Source organism: Accumulibacter sp. (assembly GCF_029255145.1).
Taxonomy (GTDB): Bacteria; Pseudomonadota; Gammaproteobacteria; order Burkholderiales; family Rhodocyclaceae; genus Accumulibacter.
In genome coordinates this window covers 4411-30073 of the sequence record NZ_JAPUVQ010000112.1, presented here as the reverse complement: position 1 = coordinate 30073, position 25663 = coordinate 4411, and the positions used below count along the sequence as shown (strand labels likewise).

The following is a 25663-nucleotide window of genomic DNA, read 5'->3' as shown; positions in this document are numbered from 1 at the left end:
ACAGCGGCTGGCCGACCAGCGCGACGACCTGGCGCGGCGCGGCGATCACCGGCGCTTCGCTGAGGCTGCGCACGGTGAGCACGAAGGACCGCGCGGCGCCGAGCACCTGCGTGGCATCACCGTCGCCGTCGTCGCTGGCGGTAATGGTGATCGGATAATCGCCGCGATCGCCCGCGCCGGGCGCGAAGCGGATGCTGCCGTCGATCTGGCCGGGGCCAGACGCCGGCGCCTGCGTGTAGCTCGCGAAGCGCGGCAAGCCGCTGATCGTCAGCGCGACCGAATTGCCGTCAACGTCGCCGACGCTGAACGGGATTTCGATGACCCCGCCGGCGTCGACGAAGGCGTTGCCGAGGTCGCCGATCCGCGGCGCGCGGTTGGCGTTGTTGACCACGATCGGCAGCAGCAATTGGCTGACCGCGGGGGGGCCGCTGCCGTCGCCATCGTCGGTGGCGGTGACTACCACGCTGTAGCTGCCGGCCTGCGTGTAATCGGGCGTCCACACCACCTCCATCGTCTCGGCGTCGAAGCTGGCGCCTGCCGGCAGGCCGTTGAGCTGGTAGCTGACGGTCGGCGCGCTGCTTTCCGGTCCGATCGCCTCGGCGCCCGGCCGCGGGCGGATGCGGGCTGCGAACGCCGGGTTGTCGGGATCGAAGGCGAAGACGCCAATCCGCAGCGGCTGGCCTTCGAGCACCCGCCAGGTCTCGGCGGCGTCGAAGAGCGGCGCGCCGTTGGCGTTGGCGACTTCGAGGACGATCTCGCGGCTGACGCTGGTCTGGCTCGTTTCGCCGGCGAGGGTGGTCCAGGTGGCGACGAGCGTGAGCGGCACGCGGTAGCTGCCGTGCTGGTCGAAACCCGGTGTCCAGGCCAGCCAGCCGCTCTGCGGGTCGAGCGTCGCGCCAGCGGGCAGCCAGCGCGCGCCGTATTCGAGGCTGAGCGTGCTGCCGTCGGGCTGCGCGCTGCCGGCGGTGATGCCGGGTAGGCCGGCGGCGAGCTGCAGTGCCCAGGCGTCGCCTTCGCGCAGGTTCTGCGGGGCGACGGCAGCCAGCGTCGGTCGCGGGTGGCCGTGGTCGACGGTGATCGTGAACGACCGGCTGGAGGTGGTCTTGCCGTCGCTGGCGACGACCGTGATGCCATCCCAAACGCCGGCCTGGTCGTAGCCCGGCGTCCAGCTCAGGACGCCGCTGGCGGCGTCGAAACTGGCGCCGGCGGGCAGCTTGCGGATCGCCAGCGTCAGCCGGTCGCCGTCGGCATCGGTGGCGAGCAGCGGCATCGCGAGCGTTTCGCCTTCGGCGAGGCCGCGGTCGACAGCACCGTCGATGAGCGGCGCGTGGTTGCCACCGATCACCGGCACGCGGAAGCTGTGCAAGGCGGCGCCACCGCGGCTGTCGTGAACGCGCACGACGATGCGCGTGTCGGCGTCGGCGCTGTCGTCGCCGCTGGCCAACGGCGTCCAGTGCAGCGTCGCCAGTGCGTGTTGGCCGTCGGCCGCCGAAGCGATTGTCGGCGCCGGGGTCAGCGTCACGCCGGCCGGCGCCGCGACGACTTGCCACCAGAAGCGTTCGCCGTCGGCGTCGATCGCCTCGATCTCCGCGCTCCACGCCTGGCCGGCGGTCGCTGGCGGCAGCACTTCGCCGTCGAGCAGTCCGGCGACGCCCAGGGTCGGCGGCAGGTTGTCGAGCGGGAGCGCGTACACGCCATGGCCGAGGCTGGCCTTCAACAGGTCGGCGAGACCGGCGTGCAACGCCAGTTCGCTGGCCGGCGTCAGTCTGACGGTCTGGCCGGCGATCGTCGCGCCGGCGGCCAGCTTGCCGCCGAGGGCCTGCAGCGCGGCGCCGAGGTCGATGGTCCACAGTCCGGCCTGCGCCGCTTCGCCGTGCTGCGCGTTGGCAATGGCGTCGACGAAGTCGCGGCCGGGGTCGAGCAGCAGGAGCAGCGGCCCGTGGATCGCTTCGCTGCCGACATTGGTCACGCTGACGTCGTAGCTGAGCTCGCCGGTGGCGCGGTTGGCGCGGGTGTCGGCGAAGCTCAGTTGCAGCGCGCTGCTCAGGTCGACCAGCGCGGTGAAGCGGCTCGAATAACTGTCGCCCAGCGGTGTTTCGGTCGCGCTTTGCACGCCGCCGGCGATCGTCAGGTCGTAGCGGCCGGCGGCCAGGCCGCCGACTTCGAGCCAGGCGGTGCGTGTTGCCGCGTCCCAGCGGATGGTCTGCGGGCTGCGCTGCGCACCGGCGTTGGCGCCGACCAAGGTGAGCGTGAAGTTGGCCGGGTCGAGTACGCTGCGTGGGTCGGAATCCACCGTGCCGTCGGCGCCCAGCCACATCGCCTGATCGAAGACGACGCCGATCCGGTCGATCGGCAGCGGCAGCAGCGCGCCATCCGGGATGGTGATCGCCTTGACCAGCGGCGCGCTACGCGGCGCGATCTCGTCGATGCGCGTCGTCTGGGCGAGCAGGATGCGGCCATCGGCGGTAGCGACGACGCTCTCGCCGCGGGTGCCGCCGCCGGCTACCTGGAGCACCTGCCGGCTGGCCAGTTCGATCATCCACAGTGGCGACTGGTGCGGCGTGGCTGCGGCGCCGTCGAGGACCGCGCGCTGGCGCGGCGTGCTCGACGCGATCAGCAGGCCTTCGAGCGGCGTTGCGCTGGCGCCGAAAGCGATGCTGTCGATCTCGCCGGCGAGGCGGAATTCGAGTTCCGCACGGCCGGCGGAGCGGCCGGCGAGCGGGAAGCTGATGATCTCGCCGCTGGCCTGTAGCTGTTCGCCGACGATCTCGCTGCCGGTCCACTTGACACCCCACAGGCGGCCGTCCGGAGCGAAGGCGAGGTCGCCGACGCGCTGGCTGCTGAAGTGCCGCCAGGCGCGGGTCGGAACGTCGGCGGCGGGATTGAAGACTTCGATTCCCTTGCCCGACGATACGTAGATCTCGCCGCTGACCGGGTCGATCGCCAGCGCGTGCGTCAGGGGGTCGCCGCCCGGGCCCCGCTGACGTTCGATCACCTGGCCGCTGGCCGCGTCGACCAGCAGCAGTTCGGCGCCGGTCAGCACCCACAGCTGGCCCAGGCGATCGACCGCCAGGTCGACAATCGGCGCGTCAACCGCAAACAAAGGCGTTGTCCGGGTGTTGCCGCGGATGTCGCCTGACTCGTTGCCATTCTTGCCGACCTGGAAGACCTGGTTGCGTTCGGCGCCGGCGCTGAACAGGAAACTGTGGTCGGGCATCTCGACCAGTGCCTGCGCGCCGATGTCGGCGTCGCTGGCGGCGTAGCCCTGGGTGAAGGCGCGCAGCGTGAACGGCGCGAGCACCGAACGCAGGTCGGCGAGCTGCGTGCTGGCGACCTGTCCGGGAAGCTGCCGCGAAGCGTCGGCAAACAGCGCGTTGGCCGGATAGCTGCGGTCGGCGGTCGCCTGCGGCACCTCGGCGGTCGGCAGCAGCGACTCGTTGACCCCGAGGGCGTCAAGGATCTCCTGGCGCGCGCCGTCGTCGGGGACGATGGCGTTGGCCAGCGAAGCGGCTTCGCGGTTGCCGGCACGGTCGGTGGCGACGGCGAGGAACTCGTAGCGCTTGCCACCGCCGCCGCCGCCGCTTGCGGGCGCGCCGGTGAAGATCGCCTGACCGACCGCCGGGTCGACCTGGCGCTGCCAGATGCGGAAGTCGCCGCCGTCTTCGGCGACGTAGATCGTCACCGACTTGACGCCGCTGCCAGCACCCTCGTGCTCGTCGGCGTGCCAGCGAAGGTCGAAGGCCGGCGCGCCCTCGGCGTTCTCGCCAAGCGCGGCGACCGTCAGGGTCGTTCGCGGGGCGCGGGCGTCGAGCCTGACGACGGCGCTGTCGCTGTCGATCGGCGGCGCCTGGTCGATGAACAGCCGCGCGCTCGCCACCATATCGACGCCCGAAACGATGTCGTCGCGGGCGCTGACGGTGTACGCGAGCGAGCCGCTCCGCTGCCCGGCGCTGGCCGGGCTGCCGGCTGAGGTACCCGGCGAGCTGGCGAGCAGGCCGCGCGTCGCGTCGCGCAGCACTTCGCCGGTCTGCGGATCGATCGCTTGCAGCAGCCAGGTAGCGGTGGCGCTGGAGACGTCGATGCCGGCGCTGACGCGCAGGACGAAGCCCTTGCTGCCGCTGAAGTCGAAGTCGCCCTGGAAGCTGCCGCGGCCGGCCGGGAGATGGACGTTGATCTCGCCGACCTTGAGGTCGCCAAGCCGGAACGAGCGCGCATCGAGACCGGCGTCGAGTTGCGTCACCAGACGCAGCTGTCCCGCCGGCGTTTCGCCGGGGTTGCTGAAGTTGACCGTGTAAGGCAGCGGTGTTGCCGCCGGAACGTAGGAGTTGCCGTCGGTGCCGAGCCCCGCTTGCGGGCCGCGCACGCTGAGCAGCGCCGCTGACGCCGTCGATTCGCTGGCGGCCTGCTGCAGGTAGCGCGTCAGGTCGAGCGCCTGACCTGGAACGGGATTGAAGTCGGCGTCGAGGACGCCGATGTGGCGCAGGTATTCGAGCTCGCTGCGGCTGCCGGCGAAGACGTTGAAATTGATGAAGTGCGTTGCCTGCGTCGCGTGCCGGTCGTAATCGGCGCGCTCGGCCATCGCCGGTACCGGGATTTCGACGCTGCCGGCAAGCGCTTGCCGTATTTCGAGGTAGTCGACCGGCGCCATCGCCGCCTGCGGGTCGCCAGAGCGTCTGGCGGTCTCGCCGTACCACTGCTGGACGGTGGCAAAGAAGCCGAGCAGGTCGCCCTGCGTGCGATAGCTCTCGCCGCCGCGCGCAAGCAGGATGCCGGTGGCCAGCGTGCTGGTCAGGCTGACGACCCTGGTGCCGGCGCGGATCGGCGGTGCCTGGTCGAGCGGGCGCAGCAAGCCGGCCGATTCGAGCGCGCCCAGCCAGCCGGCGACCCACTGCCCGAGGTCGGCGGCAAGCGCCGCCAGGCTGGCCGGCGCCGCCGTGTCGGCGAGGATGGCGGTACGTAACCGGGCCGCGTGTTCGACCTGTTCGGCGATGAATTCGTCGCGCGTCAGCGGCGTCGCCGCGCCGGCGAGGTTGAAGCGGAAAGGCATCGCCAGTGACTCGATGTCCAGCAGGTGCACTTCCGGCACCCTCGACTGGAACTTCTTCGCCAGCCCGCTGGCGATCCGGTCGAGGTCCTCGACGCCGCCGTCGAGCAATCCCTGTTGCTGCCATTCGGGGCGCAGCGCGTAGAGCCTGTCGCGCAAGCCCTCGAAATCCCAGGCCAGCCATTCGGCCAGCCCCGGGTAGGTCTGGACGTTGAAGCTCATACCGGCGTAGCCACCGGCCGCAAGGTCGAGCGCGTAGCCCGGCACCAGGTTCACGCCGTCGCGGTTCAGCACGCTGTCGAGACTGGCCCAGGGGATGTCCGGGCGGCTGGTGCCGGTGGTCGGCGTCGGGCCGTAGCCTTGCGTGTTGCCGGCGGCGTCGACCGTCGCGCCATCGGGGCGACCGCCGACGCCGCTGCCGACGGCCAGGTAGGGCAGGGAGATGCCGTTGAGCACCTCGTCGCTGTAACCCATTTCGGGAACGCCGAAGTCGAAACGCACGTAGGGGGTGTCGACGTTGCTCAGGCTTTGCAGCGAGACGCTGTACAGTCCGTTCTCGCCGGGAGCGAGGCTGCGCGGGCCGCCGATGCCGATGGTCACGTCGGCTTCGATTCCGCGCTCGACGAGAAGGCGCTGCGCTTCGGTGACCCGCTGGCCGTCGGGATTGATCACCGTCAGGTCGTAGAGACCGAGCGGCGCGCGGCGCAGGTCGAAAACCGCACGAATGTGTGTCGCGTCGAGTACCTGCCAGCGATCGGGCTCGGCCTCGTAGACGCCCGGGCGCGTCAGCTTGACCAGCGCGCCGGGCTTGAAGTGCGCGCCGTGGATGTCGAAGCTGACCCAGCGGTGTTCATCGTCGCCGCTGCCACCGTGGTCCGGGCTGATGCGGGTGATCGACAGCGGCAGCAGGTCGGCGCGCAGCGTCACCGGCGAACTGGCAACGCCTTGCCGCGAACGAACGAGGAGATAGTAGTCGCCGGCCTGCGTGCTCGGCAGCCAGACCTCCTGATCGGCCGACAGCGGCCGGTCGTAAGCGGCATCGAAGGCGTAGCCGCTGGGGACCTCGCCGTAACGCAGATACAGTTCATTGTTGCCTTCGTCGGCAGCCGCGTCGAGACCAAGGCGCAGCGTTTCACCGGCGGCGACAGCGACTCTGTAGAGCCGCGCCTGACCCGGGCTCATGGTCGTGCTCAGTGGTGCCCCGACGTGTATCTCGGGGACGCTGACCTGCAGCGTCGCACCTGAAGCCGTGCGGTTGTTGGCCTCGCCAGGCGGCAGGCCGGGCCCCGCCGCCGAGTAGCTGATGGTACCTTCGACGACTTCGTCGTACAGGTCCGGGCGGACGATCACCCGCCAGTTGCCGTCCTTGAGCGGTGGCAGCGATGCGTTGAGAGTGCCGTCGTAGCTGCCGTTGGCAGCGAGGCCGCCGGCGCCGCCCGAATGATCGACCTTGCCGAGCAGCAGGTCGCCGAGGTCCCATTCGTTGTCGGCGGAGAGATAGACGGCGTCGGTCCAGCGTCCGCGGGCCGGGTTGCTGGAAGCGTTGGTGATCGTGTAGTCGATGCGAATCGGGTCGCCGACGCCGGCGCTGGCCGGCACGACGACGTGACTGACGACCAGGTCGGCCGGCGGTGGAATCTCGATCAGCAGCGGCTGCGCCGCGGCCGCGGCGTTGTTCTGCTCGTGGCCGAATTCGCGCACCTTGCCGTATTCGCCGCCGCCCCAGGCGCGCGCCGGGTCGCTGACGACGAAGATGTAGTAGGGGCCAGCGAGTTGCTGTGGGGCGCTGACGCGCAGGCTGGCGTCGTAGCTGCCGCCAGAGCCGAGGCCACCGGAGTGTTCAAGGTAGCCGAGATAGCGGTCCTGTTTGAGGTCCAGGAAGCGGTCGCGGGACAGGTAGGCCAGGTCGTACCAGCGACCCTGGTCAGCGGGTGTATCGCCGCCGGCATTGACGACGCGATAGCTGATCTTGAACTCCTGCCCGGCCAGCACGGAGTCGGGCGCGGTCACCTCGACGACCTGCAGGTCGGGCGGCGTCGCCAGGCTGATCGCCAGCGGCGCCGAGGAGAGGTTGTTGCCTTCGTCGGCGAATTCCCTGACCGCCCCGGCGAGGTCGCCATAACGCGCCAGCGTCGCCAGTCCCTCGCGGATGCTGCTGCGTTCGCCGGGCGACGGGTTGCGCAAGACGGCGGTGTCGGTCTTGACCAGGACGTGGAAGTCGCCGCTGATCGATTCGGGAAGTGTCACGCTCGCCGACGCGGTATACGATTCGCCGGGTTTGAGCGTTTTTGGCTGGCTGTTGTCCTGCAGTTGGACGACATGGGTCTTGAGCGCATGGTCGCTGTAATCGAGCGAAGCGTCGCGCGAGAGGTAGACGCCGTCGAGCCAGTTGCTGGTGCGCGTTTCGCGTCCGCCGCGATTGCTTACGCTCCAGGTGATCGTCAGCGGCCGTCCCGACAAGGCCTGGGGTTCGGAGAGAACGATCTGGTCGACTTGCAGATCGGGTTCGCGATAACTGATCGCCAGCGCCGCGCGACCGAGGTTGTTGTCGTTTCGGGGGCCTTCAAAGACGCTGCCCGGCTGCTGGTTGGCGCCGGCGTACCAGGCGCTGGCGCCGGCCAGGTCGCCGCTCGGCCACAACTCCGATCGGGCGCGGCGCGTTCCCGGATCCCCGTTGTCAGTTGCGCTTTCGGCGTCGGTGATCACGTAAATGTAATACGGACCATCGGCTCCGGCGGGCAAGCGCAGTTTCGCCGAACTGGTATAACTGGCGTTGGCGGCGAGACCACCGATATTGGCGTGCACCAAGCTGCCGAGCGCGGTCGCCCGCTCGGCGATGAAGGTCGGGTCGCGGCTGAGGTAGACGCTGTCGACCCAGTTGCGCGTTCCCACCCAGACCGCGGCGCCGAAGTTGTGGACCGTCCAGCTGACGGTCGTTTCCTCGCCCGAGAAATTGCTCGGCTCGGTCTGGATGTCGGTGACCCGCAGGTCGGCGGCCTGGGCGCTGACCAGCGAGGCCTTGGCCCGGGCGTTGTTGCTTTCGTCCGACTCGCCAACGCGCGCGTCGCTGTCGCTGCGGACGATCAGGTAGCGGCCGGTGACCGACGGCGCGAGCAGCAGCGTCTGGCTGACGGTGTAGCCCTCGCCGAAACCGAGGGCGCGGGTCTGGCGAAAGTCGGCGAGGTGCCAGACCTCGCGGGCAGCGTTCCAGTCGGCGTTGTCGGTCAGATAAACCGAATCGGTCCAGCTCCCGTGGAAGGCGTCGCCGCGGTTCTGGACGCTGTAGCTGAAGCTGTAATTGTCGCCAGCCGCTGCGGCTTCCGGCGCGACGACCTCGCTGACCAGCAGGTCGGGCGGAGTGATCCCGAGAACGCTGATCGGTCGCGCCAGGTAGTTGTTGTTGTCGACTTGGCTGGGGTCGGCCGGATTGATCTGCGTCGCCAGCGTGTCTTCGAGGATGACATCGTAGGTGTCGCTCCAGACGGTGACGAAATACTCGCCCGAGCGCAGCGCGTCGGGCAGCGTGACGTGGACATTGCCGAGGTAGCTGTCGCCGACGGCGAGATGACCGAGATGGGTAAACGAGCCGAGCAGGACATCGCCCTTGTAAGCGCCCGGTCGCCGCTGGTCGCGGGCCAGCCAGATGGTGTCGGTCCAGCTGTTGAGCGCCGCCGATTCGCCACGTGTCGTCTGGCTGCCGTGGTTGGTGACCTGATAGCGGACGTCGATGCTGGCGCCGTGCACGCCCTGGTCCGGGGCGACGACGTCGCTGGTGACCAGGTCGGCGAAGGCTACCGGGTCGACCGTGAGGTGCGTCGCCCGGACGTTGTTGGCTTCGTTCGGATACTCGTCGACCTGGAGATTGCCGTCGGCGACGACGATCAGGTAAGCGTCGCCTCGCATCCGGATCGGGATCGCGAAGGGTGCGCTTTCGCTGGCGTAGCTTTCGCCGGGCGCCAGTGCGCCGGCGTTGGCCACAGTGCCAAGCAGCCGGTCGTCGGCGCTCGGCGTGGCGTCGAGCGAGAGGTAGACCTTGTCGGTCCAGCGGCCGCTGGCAACCGCCGTGCCGAGGTTGCTGATCGTGTAGCGGATGGCGGTGGCGGTCCCGGCGGTGACGTGTTCGGGGACGATGGCGCTGACCACGCGCAGGTCGGGTCGGTCGTTGAGGCCGATGGCGGTCGTTTCGGCGGCCACCAGCGCGTTGTTCTGGCCTGCCGCGCCGTGCTCGTAGATCTGCTCGCCGATGCTGCCCGCCGTGTTGGCAGGACTGTTGCCGAGATTGGCGTTGGTGATCACCTTGAGGCGATACAGCCCTTCGATCTTCTGCGGCAGGCGCAGCTGCTCGGTGCGCGTGTAGTGGATTCCCGCCGCCAGGCTGCGCTCGCTGACGAAGTGGCCGAGGACGACCGGTGCGGTGCTGCCGCTCGCCGGCAGCAGCCAGACGCTGTCGACCCAACTCCCGGCGGCGTCGGCGTCGCCCTGATTGACGACGGTCCACGAGACGTCGACCAGCGCCCCTTCGTGCGCGCTGGCCGGCGCGCTAATGCTGTCGACGCGCAGGTCCGGCGAAGGCGAGAGTTGTACCGGCAGAGCCAGCGAGCTGCGGGAGTTGTTGTTGGTAAAGACGAACTCGAAGGGGCCGCCGGTACGGACGTTGAGGTAGTGGGGGCCGCTGATCCCCACCGGCAGCGTCACTTCGATGCGCCGACTGTAGCGGTCGCCGACCGCCAGCTGGCCGATGTGGCGGGCCGAACCGAACTGCGCGACGATGTCGCTGCCGTCGGCGTTGCGGCTGAGCCAGACCTGATCCGACCACTCGCCAGTGTCGGTGCTGCCGATTCCCTGATTGACCACTTCCCAGGTCAGCGCCAGCGGCTGGCCACTGGCGGCGACGCCTTCGGTGGTCAGCGAAGCGACCTGCAGGTCGGCGTAGGCGACGGGCATCACGTCGACGGCGTGCGCGACGCGCCCGACGTTGTTGGTCTCCGCGTGGTTCTCGAAGACTTCGCCGCGCGCGTCGCTGACGACGAACAACTGGAAGCGGCCGCTGCTCCTCGCCGCGAGGACGATTTGCTCGGCGCGGCTGTACGCTTCGCCGACGGCCAGCGCGCCGTCGTGGCGGAACTCGCCGATGACCTGGTCGTCGGCATTGCCCGGAATGTCGTCGCGCGAGAGCAGCACGCGGTCGGTCCAGCTGCTCGAACTGCCCGCGCCGCTTCCCACGTTGCTCACCGTCCACGCCACGCCCAGGGTCGCCGGGTCGGCGATCACGGTCTGCGGCGCGGTCAGCCCGCTGACTGCCAGGTCGGCGTAGGGCGAGAGATCCACCGTGACGGTGGCGAGCGCGCGATTGTTGCTGCGACCGCGGTCGTCGAGGGCGTTACCGCCATCGCTGACCACGCTCAGCTCGTAGTCGCCGGAAAAATCGAGCGGGATCGCGAGGTCGGCAGCGGCGTCATAGATCTCGCCGGTCGCCAGCGGGCCGCTGTGGGTGACGTCGGCGAACTTGTAAGTCACGCCGGCGCGTGCCAGGAAGATCTGGTCGGTCCAGCTGCCGAGGGCGACGCCGCCATCGTTGCGGACGCTCCATTCGACGTGCAGCGTATTGCCTGACGCGGTGATCGCCGCCGCGTTGAGCGTGGTCAGGGACAGGTCGATACGGGCGAGTTGCAGCGGGGCGGCCGCCCGCGCCTGGTTGTTGTCCTCGGCGCCGCGCTCGTAGAGCCTGTCGTCGGCGTCGGTCCTGACCAGCCAGCGCCATTGGCCTTCGGGCAGCGACGCCGGTAGGGTGAAGGAGGCGGTCCGTGTGACGCTGCTGCCAGCCGCGAGTGCCGCGCTGTTGAAGACGCTGGCGACTTCGCGCAGTCCGCCGCTGCCGTCCTCCAGATAGATGCGATCGCGCCAGGCGCCGGCGGTTGGCGCTTCGCCGGAATTGCTGACCGTATAGCTGACGCTGGCCTGATCACCGGGTCGCAGCGCGCTGGGCCCAAGCACGTCGTCGACACTCAGGTCCGGAGTCGGCGTCAGGTTGACGCGAAGAGGCGCCGCGCTGGCGGTGGTGTTGTTGGTGGTGGTCATGCCGTTTTCGCCGACACCGCGATTGCTGTTCGTTTCGACGACAACGAAGTAGTCGCCGGCGAGGTCTCGCGGCAGCTTCAGCGTCGCCTGCCGGCGATAGCCCTGCCCGGGTCCGAGCGCGCCGTCATGGACCAGCGACCCGGCGAGGACGATGTCGTCGCTGCTCGGCGTCGTGTCCGATGACAGCGTGACGCGGTCGTTCCACTGCGCCTGAACGGTCGTCGCGTTGCCGACATTGAGCACGTCCCAGGAAATCGGCAGCTCTTCGCCGCTGCCCGCGCTGTCCGGTGCGCTGACAGCGACCACCGCCAGGTCGACTACCGGCGCGATCAGGTTGACGGAACCCGTACTCCCGAGGTTGTCGCCGGCGGGGTCGGGTTCGGCCTCGGCGCCGCTGTCGGTACGCACGCCAAGCGTGTAATAGCCGGCGCTGCGGATCGGGATACGTACCGACAGCGCCTGCGTGTAGCTCTCGCCAACACGCAGGACTCCCGGGTGGCGGATGCTGCCGATCACCAGGTCGTCGGTGTTGCCGATCAGCGGATCCTTGCTGAAGATCAGTTGGTCGGTCCAGCTACCGCCCGCGTCGACCGTGCCGTGGTTTCCGACGCGCCAGGTAATCTCGGCGAACTCGCCGCCGACGACGCTCTGAGGCGCGCTCGCCATCTCGACGCGCAGGTCGGGATAGTCCCTGGCCGCCGAGATCACCTGCACGCTGGCGCCGTTGTTGCTCTCGGCGTTGCTGCTGGCGTTGGTCTCGAAAACCACTCCGGCGCCGGTCAGGCTCTGGTCGGCGGTGACGCTGATCGCGATCCGGCCGCTGCCCTTGAGTCCCTCGGGCAATGTGAAGCTGAAGGCGCGCTGGCGGCTCTCGCCGGGGCGCAAGGCGCTGCCTGGCGAACCGCCGACTTCGGCCAGCGGGTCGAAGCGCAGATCGGTATCGAGAATGATCTGGCCGCTTTCGAGATTCCTGACGATGATCCTTTCCATGAATGCCGTGTCGGCGGCACTGCCGCCGTCATTCCCGTCTTCCCAGGCGATGTTCAGTACGCCGCCGGCCTGCAACCCTGCCGCCTCGGCTGCCTCGGCGTGCAGATTTCTGACCAGCAGATCCGGGCCGGTGACGCGAAACAGTTCGGCCGTATTGTTGGTCTCGGCGCTGCCGCCGGGGTTGGCTTCGGCGATCTGCGCACCGGCGTCGGTGATGACTCGCAGCGAGAAGCGCCCGGCAGCCTCGACACCTTGCGGCCAGAGAAACTGGACGCTGCCGGGGCGGCTGGCGCCGGCGGCGAGCGAAGCGCCGCCGGCCAGGTCGATGGTGGCTACGACGCTGGCGGTTTCCAGATTGCGCAATTCGAGGTGTTCGCTCCACGTCTGTTCGAGCGCCCTGGTTCCCAGGTTGCTGGTCAGCCAGCCGGCGGTGACCAGCTCGCCAGGCTGCAGAGGACCCGCGGGACTCAGTGTCAGCTCGTCGACGACCAGGTCGACGGACGGTGCCAGGAGGACGGTCAGCGGCGCCGCCAGGCGATTGTTGCCGCGGCTGCGGTCAGCGAGGGCCGTGTCGGCATCGGTGACGACGGCTACCTCGTAGGCGCCGAAGAAGTCGACCGGTACCAGCAGTTCGGCGCTGGCCGCATAGCTCGCGCCAGCATCCAGCGGGCCGCTGCGCGCTACCTCGGCGAACGGCTGCACTACGCCATTGCGGATCAGGAAGACACGGTCGCTCCAGCTCCCCAGCGCGACAGCACCGCTATTGCGCACGGACCATTCGACATGCAGCGGCGATCCGGACTGCACGCTGTTCGCGGCGCTCAGGCTGCTCACCCCCAGGTCGCTGCGAACGATGCTGACCGTTGCCGCCGAAGCGGCGTGGTTGTTGTCCGCTGCCGGCTCGGCAATCGTGTCGTCGGCGTCGACGATCACCAGCCAGCGGAACTTGCCTTCGGCGGTGGCAGCGGGCAGTGTGAAGGTCAGGCTGCGGTTTGCGGCGGCACCCGCCGCCAGCGGCGCCGAGTTGGCGACGCTGCCCACTTCCAGCAGTCCGGCCGCGCCTTGATCGAGATAGAGGCGGTCGCGCCAGGGCTTGACGGCGTCCAGGGTGCCAAGGTTGCTGGTGGTGTAGCTGATGGTCCCGGTCTGGCCCGGTTGCAGCGCCGTCGGTCCGACCACGTTGGCGACCGCCAGATCCGCTGCCGGCGCCTGGCCGATGTGCAGTCGCGCCGCGCTGGCCGCGCTGTTGTTGGCGGTCCGGCCGTTCTCGGCAAGCCGGCGCTCGGTGTCGGTGTCGACGATCACGAAGTAGTCGCCGGCGAGCATCGCCGGCAGCGTCACGCTGCGCCCGGCGAGATAGGCCTGGCCCGGTGTCAGCACGCCGGCGTGCGGGACGGTGGCGGCGACGACGATATCGCCAGCATCGAGAAGGTCGTCGGACGAGAGAACGATTCGGTCGTTCCACAGCGCCAGGTCGCTGGCCGCTTCGCCGTCGTTGCGGACCAGCCAGCCGATCTCGATACTTGCGCCGCCGATCGCGTGATCCGGCGCCGTGATCTGCGCCACGCTCAGGTCGGCGGCTGCAACAAGCAATTCGAAAGCAGTGACGGCACTATTGTCGCCGCGGGTGTCGGGCTCGATCACCGCCTGGCCGGCGTCGGCGCGTACGCCCAGGTAATAGTGCCGCGGCCCGAGGAGCGGCAGCGTGACGATGCCGCTGGCGGCGTAGCTCTCGCCGATGCCGAGCCCGCCGCTGTGCCTGAAGCTGGCGACGACCAGGTCGTCGGCGTTGCCGATCACCGCGTCGCGACTGACGACGACCTGATCGTCCCAGTCGGCGCCGCTGTCTGCCTGTCCCTGGTTGGCGACCTGCCAGTCGACGGTCAGCAGGCCGCCGGCGAGCGCCGTTGCGGGGACGCCGGATAGCGCGACGCGCAGGTCGGCGTAGGCGGAATTTGCCGACAGGGTGTGAACAATGGCGCGGTTGTTGCCCTCGGCGTCGCCTTCTGAGTTGGCTTCGAAGAGCGTGCCGAAGCCGCCGCGATCCTGATCGGCGGTGACGCTGATCTCGATAGTGCCGCTGCCGCGCAGGCCCTCAGGCAGGCGAAAGCTGAAACTGCGCTGGCGGTGCTCGCCGGCGCCGATCGGGCCATTGCTCTGGCCGCCGGTTGCAGCGAGTGGGTCGTAGGTGACGCTGGTGTCGAGCAGGGTCTGCGCGAGATCAAGATTCCTGACCACGACACGGTCGTCGAAAGCGCTTGCGGTCGCGCTGCCGCCGTCGTTCCAGTCGTCCCAGTGGATGCTCAGCAGGCCGCCGGCCGTTATTTCGCCCGGGTCCAGGGCAAGATTGCGGACCTGCAGGTCGGGGCCGACGACGTGGATCAGTTCCGCCGAACGGATCATGCCGCTGCCCGGGTCGACCCCGGGCCCGACGCGCAGCGAGAAGCGACCGGCGGCGGACGTGCCGCTCGGCCAGGTGATCGCTACGCTACGCACGCGGTGATCGCCGGGGGCCAGCGGGGCCGCTTCCGGCAGGTCGTACACAACGCTGCTGGCGACCAGCTCGCGGGTCGACAAGTTGCGTAGCTCCAGGCTTTCGCGCCAACCCGGTGCGGCGTCCTGGTCGCCGCGGTTGATGGTTTGCCAGCTGACCGTGAGCTCGGCGCCGGGGTCGAAGGCGGCGGCCGGGTCGAAGCCGAGACCTTCGATGTGCAGGTCGCTGTGTGGCGCGCGGATCACATCGATCTCGACCGAGCGCGCGTTGTCGCGCTCGTTGGCGCCGCCGGCGCTGCTCTCGCGGACGACGTTGCCGGCGTCGGTGATGACGAAGACGCGCAAGCGGCCGGCAGCGGCGGCATCGGCGGGCAGGGTGAGCGCGTAGCTGCGGCTGCGCGAGTCGCCGGCAGCGATCATGCCCTTGCCCGGGTCGCTGCTGTCGTAGGGGACGTCGACATCGGCGACGACCCGGCCGCTATCGAGATTGCGGACGATGATCCGGTCGTGCCAGCGGCCGGCAGCGGTCCGGTCGCCACGATTCCCGATCTGCCAGTCGACGCTCAGCGTTTGCCCGGTTTGCAGCACCCCGAGCGGATTCACGGCGAGCGCGCTGACGACGAGGTTGGGCGCCGGTTGGCCCGGGAAGGCGTCGATGACGATGGGTGGCGCCTGCGGCACCTTGATCAGCTCGAAGGAGAGCAGCGCCGGCTCGCTGCCGGCCGTGCCGCGACCGTCGAGCAGCAGCGTGTAGCCGCCGCTGATCGGCAGCGTTGCTGTCTCCTGATCGTTGCCGTGGAAGCCGTGGCGGAAGATCGACTGGCCGGTCTGGGCAACGAGGTGGTCGAAGGCGACGCTCGCCGAGCCCATCGGGACTGGGCCGACGACCGTACGTCCGAGGGGATCGAGCAGTTTCCACTGCGGCACGGCGCGGGCCAGCCCCGAGGTCGACAGGTCGCCGACGGTGCTCAGCGCGTCAAGATAATAGCGCTCGCCGGCGAGGGCGTCGAAACGGAAGAGTTGTGTGCTGTTGGCGGGCGTGAGGCGGGTGGTCACCGGTGTGCCGGCGGTGAGCGGTGCCGCGCCGGCCAGATCGCGAACGCGGAACGAACCGCTTTCGGGCTGGCCGCCAAGGTTGCTGATCAGCAGCGTGTAGTCGCCGGCGGCCAGCCGGCCCGAGAAGTCGCTGCCGGTGGCGGCCGGGCCGGGGGCCGCGGTCTGCGCCATCGCTTGCGAGAAGACGATCTCGCCGGCCGGGCCATCAAGCCGCCACCACAGCTTGCCGCTGCTCGTCAGGCTGTCGAAGGCCAGCAATTCCGCTTTCTCGAGGTGCAGCGCGTAGCGTGCCTGGCCACCGGCCGCCAGCGTCGCGCCGGTCCCGGTGTTGCGAAGCAGCTCGGGAGCGGCTGTGGCGCTGGTCGGCGGGGTGTTCAGAACGAAGCTGTAAGTACCGGTGCCGTGTCCTGGGCCACCGTCGATCAGCAACAGGTAGTCGCCGGCGGCGAGCGGCAGTGGCGCGCTCTGGCTGCGGACCTCGCCTTCAGCCAGCTTGCTCCCGTAGGGCGAGACCAGCGTCCACCGCAGACCACTCGCGGTCGCCGGGCTGCCGTCGAAGTCGAAGCTGACGCCGTCGGCGGCGCTGAAGCGATAGGCGTCGACCCCGTTGCCGCCGCTCACGGTGCCGCTGCCTGCGCTTCCCGGGGTCAGGCCCGTCGCCGCGCTCAGGTCGGCCAGCGCGAAGCTCAGCGTCCGCTGTTCCGGTCTGCCGTAGGCGTCGCGCAGTTCGATGGTGTAGCTGCCCGGCGCGGGCAGCTGGATCGTCCGCTGGGCCTGGCTGAAATAGTCCGCCGCGTGTACCCGCCAGCCGGCCGCGTCGCGCACTTCGACGTGCGCATCGAAGCCGGCGCTCAGCGGCACGAGCCAGAGCGTGCCGGGCGTTGTCGTCGCCACGCGGTAGCTGAGGCTGCCGTGCGCGTCGAGCGTGCCACTGACGATACTGTTCGGCGCGATGGCTGGCAGCGGCGCGACGCCGGTCGACAGGCGGAAGTTGTAGTCCCGTGTCGCCGGCGTCGATGCCCCGCCGGCAGCGCTGCCGTCGTCGTCGAGGAGCAGGGTGTAGCTGCCGCTGCGTGGCAGAGCGTCGACGCTGCCGGAGCCGTCGCCTTGTGCAACTTGCTGGCCGAACTCGCCGACCAGCCACCAGCGATCGTCGTTGCCGGAGAGTTGTTCGAGGGTCAAATCGGTGCCGGCGGTGGCGACAAGCGCAAACAGCGCGGCCTGGCCGGCAGGCCGTTGGCCGGTCGCCGCCATCCCGGATTCCAGGGGCTGCGACTGCGCCAGGTCGAGCAGCGCGAAAGCGAAGTCGTCGGGCTGAGCGAGCGGCTGCTCAGCGTCGAACTCGAGCAGATAGCGGCCGGCCGGCAGATCGACGATCGCCAGATCGTCAGCGAGCGTCCCGGCGTTGGTCAGCGTGCCATGGACGATCGGCTGCCCGATCGGCTGCTCACCGCGCAAAATCCGCCAGGCGAGACTGCCGTTGCCGGCGAATCGCGCCGGGTCGAGCACGACGCGCGTCGTCGTCGACGTGGCAAAGCGGTACGAAGCGCGCGTGCTGCCGGCAAAGGCCTGACCGTCGACCCGTTCGCCGAGCGTGATCTCCTGTGGCGTCTGCAGGGCGAAACGGTAGGTCGCCGCAGGCTCGGTCTTTGGCACGTTGTTGCGCACGACGAAATAGCCGCCGCCGGGGGTCAGCGTCGGGACGCTGGCCGGCTCGGCCATATCACCAGACGCCAGCCAGGTGCTGTCGCGATCGAACAGCTGCCACCAGCCTTCGAGTCCGCCGGGTTCGGTTGGCCGGTAGTCAATGCGGCCCCCGGCCGTCCCGTCAATACGGTAGATCGCGGCTTCGCTGGCCTGCAGGCTATCGGCGACTTCGACGTTCAGGGGCAGCACTGGCGCGTGGGCGAAGTCCAGCAGCCGCAGTGTGTACGCCGTGTCGCTGGTCGTCCACTGGTTTGGCCGGACCTCGACGCGGTACTCGCCGGCGGCCAGATCGATGAAGTCGCCGACAAACGAATCTCCCGCATAAGCCGATACGGTGGCGATCGCTTCGCTTTCCCGGAACAGCAGCACCTGCGCCGGGGAATCGAGGTGCGCCAGGTCGAGGTAGAGGCGCTTTCTTTCGCGCAGCGTCAGGTGGTAGGTGTCGCCGGAGCCGCCCGCGGCGAGCTGGCCTTCGATGCGTTCGCCGACCCCGATCGGATTGAGCACCTGGCCGACGAACACTGTCGCGGCGCCAGAGTAGTCCTCGTCACGAGCGAAGTACCACGGGCCGTCCACCGACGCCACGAAGTGCACGACGTCCCGGCCGGTAAGCGCCCGGGCAAACGTGAAATCGGGACGGTAGACCGACCAGGCGCTGTCGCTCCCGGCCTGTAGCAGATAGTGCTCACCGGCGACGAGATCGATCCGGTAGACCACCGCGCCGGAGTCGCCAAAGCTGGCGCCGACGTCAGCCGGGATGGCGGCGCCGCTGCCGTCGACCCGAAACGCGATGCTCCCGCCCGTCCCATAGAACACCGAGACTTCGAGCGTGTACTCGCCCGCCGCCAGCGACAACGGATCGACGCTGGTCTCGAAGGCGTCCCAGTAGCCCTGGTCGCCGGTCAGGAATCCGGCGCCGTCACGCAGCACCCAGTGTGCCCACCAGTGCTCGGCGCCAGGGTCGGCGCCGGTGCTGCCGCTGATTACTGCCAGGCCGGGCTCGGTGATGGTCAGGCGATAAGCCTTGGTCGTCCCGGACAGCGTGTCGCTGAGGTCGGCACCGATCGCCAGCGGCGTGCTGGCGATCGGTGGCCTGCTCTCCTGCGCAAGCAGCGTCGCGGCGATCGAGTAGCCTGCCGGCCCGGCGAGCGACGGGTCGCCGACGACGAGCACGGTGTACGTTCCTGATTCTTCGAGTTGCCCCGGCAAGGGACCGTTGGCAATCTGGTCGCCGGCGACGAGCTGCCCGAAGGGGTCGAAGAGGTACAAGCTCGCCCGATCAAGCTCGTCCGGGTCGCCGCCCACTACCGGGCTGGCCGCAATCGAAACGCTGTCGCCAGCGCGCGCCCGCAGGTGATAGACGCGCGTCAGGCTGCTGCCCGGCGCCACCGTGCCGTCGGCCGGGATGCCCATGGTCAACTCGGGATGGTCCGCTCGTGCGGCGTTCAGCAGGCGGAAGCTGAAGTCGATCGACGAATTGCCGCCGCCTGGCGTCGCCCAGGAGTAGACCCTCAGGCTGTACGTTCCCGGCCGCAGGTCGACCAGCGGCTTGTCCCTGTCTCCCAGGTAAGAGTTGGCCAGACGCCAGCCATTCGCGTCGAGGAGGTCGTAATCGACATCCGACAGGGCCGAGAGGAGATCGAAAGCAATGCGGCTGCGCTCGCCGACGGAAACGGTAAAGCTCTGTTCGTAGCCGGTCGACTCCGCAAGGCTGACGGCGATGACCTCGTCCACCTGGATGGCTTGCGCCGCTGTGCCGGCCAGAGCGACGCGCGCGGTCAGCGCCGAATGGCTGGCAGGCGAGGGTGGCCGCTTGAACTCGATGGTGTAAGGACGGTCGTCGAGTCGCGTCGTGATCGACGCGCCGGCATGGCTCCCCTGTTCGACCAGCGACTGGTTGGCGTCAAACAACAGCCAGCGGATTTCTTCGCCGGGATCGGTGGCGATCGCGAGGCTCGGTATCGTTCCGGCGAGATCCGGGTCGACACGGAAGACCTTGAGCTGTTCGCCGGGAGCGAAGGCGAGGACGGTGTCGCCGGCCGCGAGCACGGGCGCGTGATCGAAATCGAGCAGGCGGAAGCTGAAGGCTGCGTCGGCGGCCGAGGACACCTCGAACACGTAGCGGTCGCTGTCGAAGAAGTCGAGGTAGGGGTACGCGGCTTCACGGTCGTGGCCAGCGAACTGCGGCTCGTTCAGGCTGACCCAGTCGGCCAGCTCGGGTGGCGTCGCGAGCGGACGGATTCGCCACTTGACGCTGGCGCCGGAGCCCTGGTCATGGACCTGGAGATACGTTCCGAACGGCAGATCCAGGGCGTAGCTGCGCGTCGGGTCGGCAGCGGTCAGGTGTCCCGACACGAGATCGCCGGGGCGGACGGTCGTTGGCGACATGGCGACGTCGTAGTCGATGCTGTCGGTGGCCTCGGCGCGGCCCGACACCAGCAGCAGGTACGGTCCGGCGGCAAGCTCGCTGAAGTCGAAGGTGCCGCGCTCTTCGCCATCGCCGCCAGCCAGTTGCTCGCCGCCGCCATCGTACAGCGCCCATTGCAGGCTCGATTCCTCGGTGCTTTCAAGCTGCAGCAGGTGGCCGCCAGCGGTGCCGGCATCGTAGCGGTAGACCCGTGCATCGCGACCGTGCGCGAGCTGTCCGTGCTGGCCCGTCGCGGCGAGGGCGGGCGCGCTATCGCCGGCGAGCAGTTGCAGCGTGAAGGTGGCATCGTCGGCGGTCGCTTCGATGGTCAGCTCGTAATCGCCGGCCGTGACCAGCCAGTCGTAGGCGTCCGGGTCCGCTGTCTGCTCGACGTCCGGCCACCAGGCGGGGGCTGCGCCGGGGGCTGCGCCGGGGGCGGCAGACGCGGCGCCGGACGGCGCCAGCCGCCAGCGAATGGTGCTTGCCCCCGCATTGTGCACCCATGCCCGCGCCGGCAAGGCCTGGCTGAAAGGTACCGCGATCCGGTAGCTGACGCGATCGCCGCCGTGCGCCAGCGTCCCGGTCAGGGTGTCGCCACGCTGCGCGCGCAATGCTTCGGTCTGCCGGGCGTTCAGCGAATAGTGCAGCGCCGTCGTCGCTCCGGCGAGGCCATCGACCACCAGCAGGCGCTCGCCGCCAGCCGCGCCGCTGCTGGCGACGCCAGGCACGGCGCGTGCCGGCAGGAGGTAGTCGCCGACAGCGACGCCGTCGGGATCGAAGACGGCAAGGCTGCCGATCCCGCCGTTGCTGGCGACCGCATCGATGCTCAGTGAGCCGCCCTGTTCCGGTGCTGGCACCCGGAAGATGCTGGCCGCGGTTGCGCTGGCCAATGTCCCGCTGACTTCCTGGTTCAGCGGCAGCGTCGCGGCGCTGGCGAAGTCGAGCAGCCGGAAAGCGTAGGGGCCGAGGTCTTCGACCTGATCGGCTTGCACTTCGAGGGTGTAGGCGCCGGCGTCGAGCGCCAGCAGCCTGTTGCTGCCACACCAACCCGAATCGAGCGGTGCGCCGTCTGCTGCGCGCAGCGTCCAGCGCGTCCGCGTCCCGGCGAGCCCGTCGAACAGCAGGCGACTCGGCCAGTGCAGCGAGAACTGCCATTGGTCGGCAAGGCCGCTGACCGCGGTGCTGCCCTGCGCCTCGCTGCCGACCGCCAGCGTCGCGATGCGCGGACTGGCCAGCGTCGCCGAATAGCCCAGCACCAACGGTTCTTCGCTGCTCGCCCGGCCGACGACCATCAGCAGCTGCCTGCCGCCGCGCGCCAGCGTCGTGCCGATTGGCGAACCGGCACTGGCCGAGGCGCTGAAGACCTGTTGCGGATCGCCGGCGGCGAAGATCTGCAGCGACGCCGTGCCACCGACCAGGCTCTGGACGTCGAATGCCAGGCGCTCGCCGGCCTGGCCGTCCACGTGGAAAATCCGGATGCTGCTGCCGGGGTTGAGCACCAGCTCCTGCGCGCTGTTCAGCGGCAGCGCTTCGGCGCGGCTGGTGTCGAGCAGCCGGAAGCGAAAGTCGCCGGTCGCTCCGACCTCGGGAACGACGCGCAAGCGATAGCTTCCGGGGCCGTCGAGAGTCAGCGGCGCGACGATGCCCTGACCGCCGAAGCGGCCCTCCTGGCGGAGCACGCCGGTCGGCCCGGCAAGTTCCCAGCCGAGGTCGTCGCGCTCGCTCAGGGCATCGAAAACCAGCGTCGTCGGCGAGTCGATCGAGAAGCTGTATTCGTGGACCTGGCCCGGATGGTCGACACTCCCCGCGACTTCGGTGACTCCAGTGGCGCCACCATCCAGGCTGATCGCCTGCCCGTGAAGCAGCAGGCGCCGCATGACGAATTGGCAGGTGTCGCCGCCGGCGCCGAGCGGGCGGCCATCGGCGACGAAGCTGTAGTGGCCGGCCGGGAGCGCGAACGGACCCTCGATCTGCGACATCGTGCCGCTGGCCAGCGTCCTGCCAAGGCTGTCGAGCACCCGCCAGTCGCCATCGCGCGCCGGTGCCGCGGTGGGAACGAACAGCAACTCGCTGTCGGCGTCGACGACCAGCGAATACGCTTGCGCCCGGGTCGCCGGCGCGAGCGTCAGCGCGACCGGCGTTTCGAAGGGCAGGGCCGGCTGGGTCGCCAGGTCGAGCAACCGGAAACCGAAGTCGCCGGTGGCCAGTGTGCGACTGGCGACGACGAACTCGTAATTGCCTGCTGGCAGCGACAGCAGGCTGGAGCGGGTGCTGGCGAAGGTCTGTGGCGGCCCTTCGCGGCCGCGAGGGCCGCTGAGGGTCCACGAGAAATCGTCGGGGTTGGCGGCGGCGCCGCTGTCGACCAGCAGTGAGGTCGGGGCGTCGAGCGTGAAGCCGTAGCTGACGGACTCTCCCGGTTGCTCGATGCTGCCGACGATGTCCTGGTCGAGCGTCAGCGGCAGCGTCCGCGAACTCGCCAGTGCGAAGGTGAAGGCGATCGGTCGCGCCAGCTTGTCTGGCGGGGCGTTGGCGAAATCCGGAAAGACCGCCAGCAGGTACTCGCCGCTGACCGGCAACGCGGCCTCGGTGACCCCCGGGCCGAGCGCCACGAGCTGGTGGCCGTAGGGGTCCCACAACTGCCACGAGACTTTCCCGTTGACGCCGTAGCCATCGAGTCGGGAAAAGGTGGCGCGCTCGCCGGCCTCGGCCGTAAAGCGGTAAACACGCGTTTCGCCGGCAGGGATGGTTTCGTCGACCGTGGCCCCCGATGGCAGGTCGACGACTGCGCCGGCGCTGTCCTCGCCGTCCGCGGCGGCGGCGTCGAGGACGCGGAAGCGGTAGTCGGCGGCTGCGACGCTGGTGGTCTCCAGGGTCAGTACGTACTCGCCGGCCGGCAAGCCGAGGATCTGGCCGTCGTCGGCAAGGAAAGAGGTCCATCCACGTACCACGCCCAACGGGCCGGCGAGCATCCAGCGCGAGTCCGGGCCGCTCAGCGCATCGAAGACGACGGTGGTCGCCCGGGCGAGCGAGAAGCGATACTCGGCGACGCTGCCGGGGCCGGCCGAACTGGCGCTGATCGGCCTGTTGAAGACCAGCGGCGCGCTGACCTTGACCGGTTCGGTGAGCAGGAAGGTGACGCTCGAGCGGCCGTTGGCGCCGAAATGGCCATCGCTGAGCAGCGTGTAGGTGCCGGTGGCGGGGATGTCGAAGCGCGTTGCCAGGACCTGGCCGGCATTCACCGAACTCACCGAGACCTGGCGGCCGAAGCGATCGAGCAGCCGCCAGACACCGCCCGATGAATCGCCGCCCTGCAGGAGCAGCGTGCTGCCGGCGGTGGCGGCAAGGCGATGGCCAATCGTCGAAGCGGCCGGCGAACGCGTCGTGGTGAGCAGCTGGCCGAGGGTGATTTCGGGAAATCCCGCGGCGTCGAGCAGGCGGAAGGCGTAGGCGCCATGGCCGGAAACGCTGCCCGCTGGAGGGGCTCCTTCGACCGTCAGGGCGTAGTCGCCGGCCGGCAGGGTGAGCATCGGGCTCTGGGCCGCGGCGTCGCTGCTGAACAGCGCTCGCCGATCGACTTCGCTGCCACGGGGTCCGAGCAGCGACCAGACGGCGCTGCTGGCGCCGCCCTGCGTGTCGAACACCAGCTGGCTGTCGCTGGCCAGCGCAAGACGGTAGGTGCGGCTGGACCCGGCGGTGGGCAGCAGGCCGGCGACCAGCGAGCCGATGCTGAGCGCTTCGCCGGCGGGCAGGCCAGCCGGTGTCAGGTGGCCAGCGGCGTTGAGCTGCAAGTCGTAGCTGATCGGCGTCGCGGCGCCGGCGTTCCCTTCGATCAGTAGCGTGTAGGCGCCGCCGGTGCTCAATGACACTATCCCGGGGGCGGCGCCGGGCACGGGCAGGGCGGTGGCGCCACTGACCTCACGGCCGAAGCGGTCGATCAGGCGCCAGCTTGGGTCGGCGGAATTGCCGGCGCTGCCGGTGTTGTTCTGCAGGGCGATCTGGTCGCCGGCGGCGACCGCGAAGCGGTACGCCATGGCGCTGGTGCCGGGGCTCAGGCTACCGCTGACGGCCGCGCCCAGCGACAGTTCAGGAGCGGCTGCCAGGTCCAGCAGCCGGAAGGCAAAGGCCCCCGTGGCGCTTGCCGCGCCCCGCACGCTGAGGCGATAGCTGCCGGCCGGCAGGGTCAGGCCGCTGAATCCGGCGGCGCCGTCGCTGTGGTCGAAACGCCGATCCGTGACCTCGTTGCCGCGCGGCCCTGACAAAGACCACAGCAGGTCCGCGCGATGGCTTTGCGCGTCGAATGCCAGATGTGTCTCGTTCGCCAGTTCAAAGCGATAGACCGTCGTCTGCCCGGCGACCGCGACCTGATCGGTGACCAGGTCGCCGATGCTTAGCGTGCGCTCCAGATCGGGAACGACGTTCGGCGCGAACTGGTAGCTCAATTCGGCGGTGGCAGGATTGCTGTCCGCGCCATCGAGCAGCAGCCAGTAGTCACCGGTCGTCGCCACCGTGAACGGAGCGAGAGCCGGAGCAGGAGCGGTGTTGGCGCCGGCACTGAAGCTGGCAGCCGCGACGCGAACGCCGTAGGGGTCGATCAGGCGCCAGTCGAGCGACCCGCCGGTGACGGAACGCGGGTCGAGAAAGAACTTGTCGCCTGCAGCGAGCGCGATCCTGTACAGGCTCGATCCACATGCGAAATCGAGTTGCCCGGCAATCGTGCTGCCCGCGGCGAGTGGCTGCGCCGCGTCGGCGCCGAGCAGCCGGAACGGGAAGCTGCCGGTGCTCGCGCCATCGCTATCGACCGAGAGCGTATAGCTCCCCGGTGGCAGCAGTAGTCGTTCGAAGCCATCGAAGCGCGTGCTGCTGTTTGCCAGGCGACGCGCAAGGTGTTGGCCGGCGGGCCCATGCAGCGACCAGTAGAAGCTGACGTCGGTCAGGCGGTCGAAAAGCACCGGCGTCGGGACCGCCAGGTCGAAAGTGAAGTGGGCGGTCTTGCCGGGCTGATCGATGTCGGCGGTTGCGGTCTGGCCGAGCAGCAGCGGTGCGACGCTGTCGCTGATCGCTTGCAGGGTGAACTGGTAGCTGGCCGGTGCCGCGTTGCCGACCGCGCCTTCGAGCAGCAGCAGGTATTCGCCGCTGCGTTCGACCGAGAAACGATTGCGGTCGCGCGCGGCGTCGAAAGTGCTGCCCTCCTGACGGCCAAAGGGGTCGATCAGCCGCCAGCCGAGCCCCGCTGCTGTGACTGGTCCGGCCTTGAAGTGGAAGCTGTCGCCGGCGCTCGCGCGGAAGCGGTAGAGCGCGGTCTCGTTGCCGTGTTCGAGAACGGCGCTGACCGGCGCGCCGGCGACGAGTTCGGTGGCCGAAGCGGCGTCCAGGAGGCGCAGCGCGTAGTCGCCCAGCGCGTCCTGCTGGCCATCGATGCGCAGCCGGTAGGTGCCTGGAGCGAGTTCGTGAGCCGGCGAGGCGGTGGCAAGATAATCGGTGGCGCTGAACGAGCGGCCGGTTTCCTCGCCGGCCGCACCGTCGAGTCGCCAGCGCAGGTCGCTGCGATTGCTCAGGCTGTCGAAGACGATCCGGCTTGGCTCGGCGACAGTGAACCGGTAGTCGTCCTGCTCGCCGGGAACGCCGATGCTGCCGGCGATCGTCAGGATCGCCGAGCCAGGATCGCCCGCGAGCAGGACGCGCGGTTCGAGCGCCTCGAACTGGAGTGTCGCCTCGGGAATTGCACCTCGGGTGCGCGGCCGTGTTGGTTTCTCGCGATCGTCGCGGGGTCGGCTGAGGGCTGCCAGCAAAGCCGCGAAGAGGGGTCGCAGCGTTGGTCGCAGGAGTCGCCGCAGGCTGAATTTGCGGCCCTGACCGGGATGATCGCTGGAAGCGGCAGACTTGCGCAT

The 25663-nt window shown here is 69.5% G+C and carries 1 protein-coding gene (cut by a window edge); it reads right to left on the bottom strand.

All coding sequences use genetic code 11. The features are described 5' to 3' along the window. Positions 1-25663, bottom strand: the 5' portion of a protein-coding gene (locus Q1L50_RS12135; protein WP_300339115.1) for a CARDB domain-containing protein. It extends 12911 nt beyond the left edge of the window; only the first 25663 of its 38574 coding nucleotides appear in the window; its start codon is at positions 25661-25663; the stop codon falls past the left edge of the window.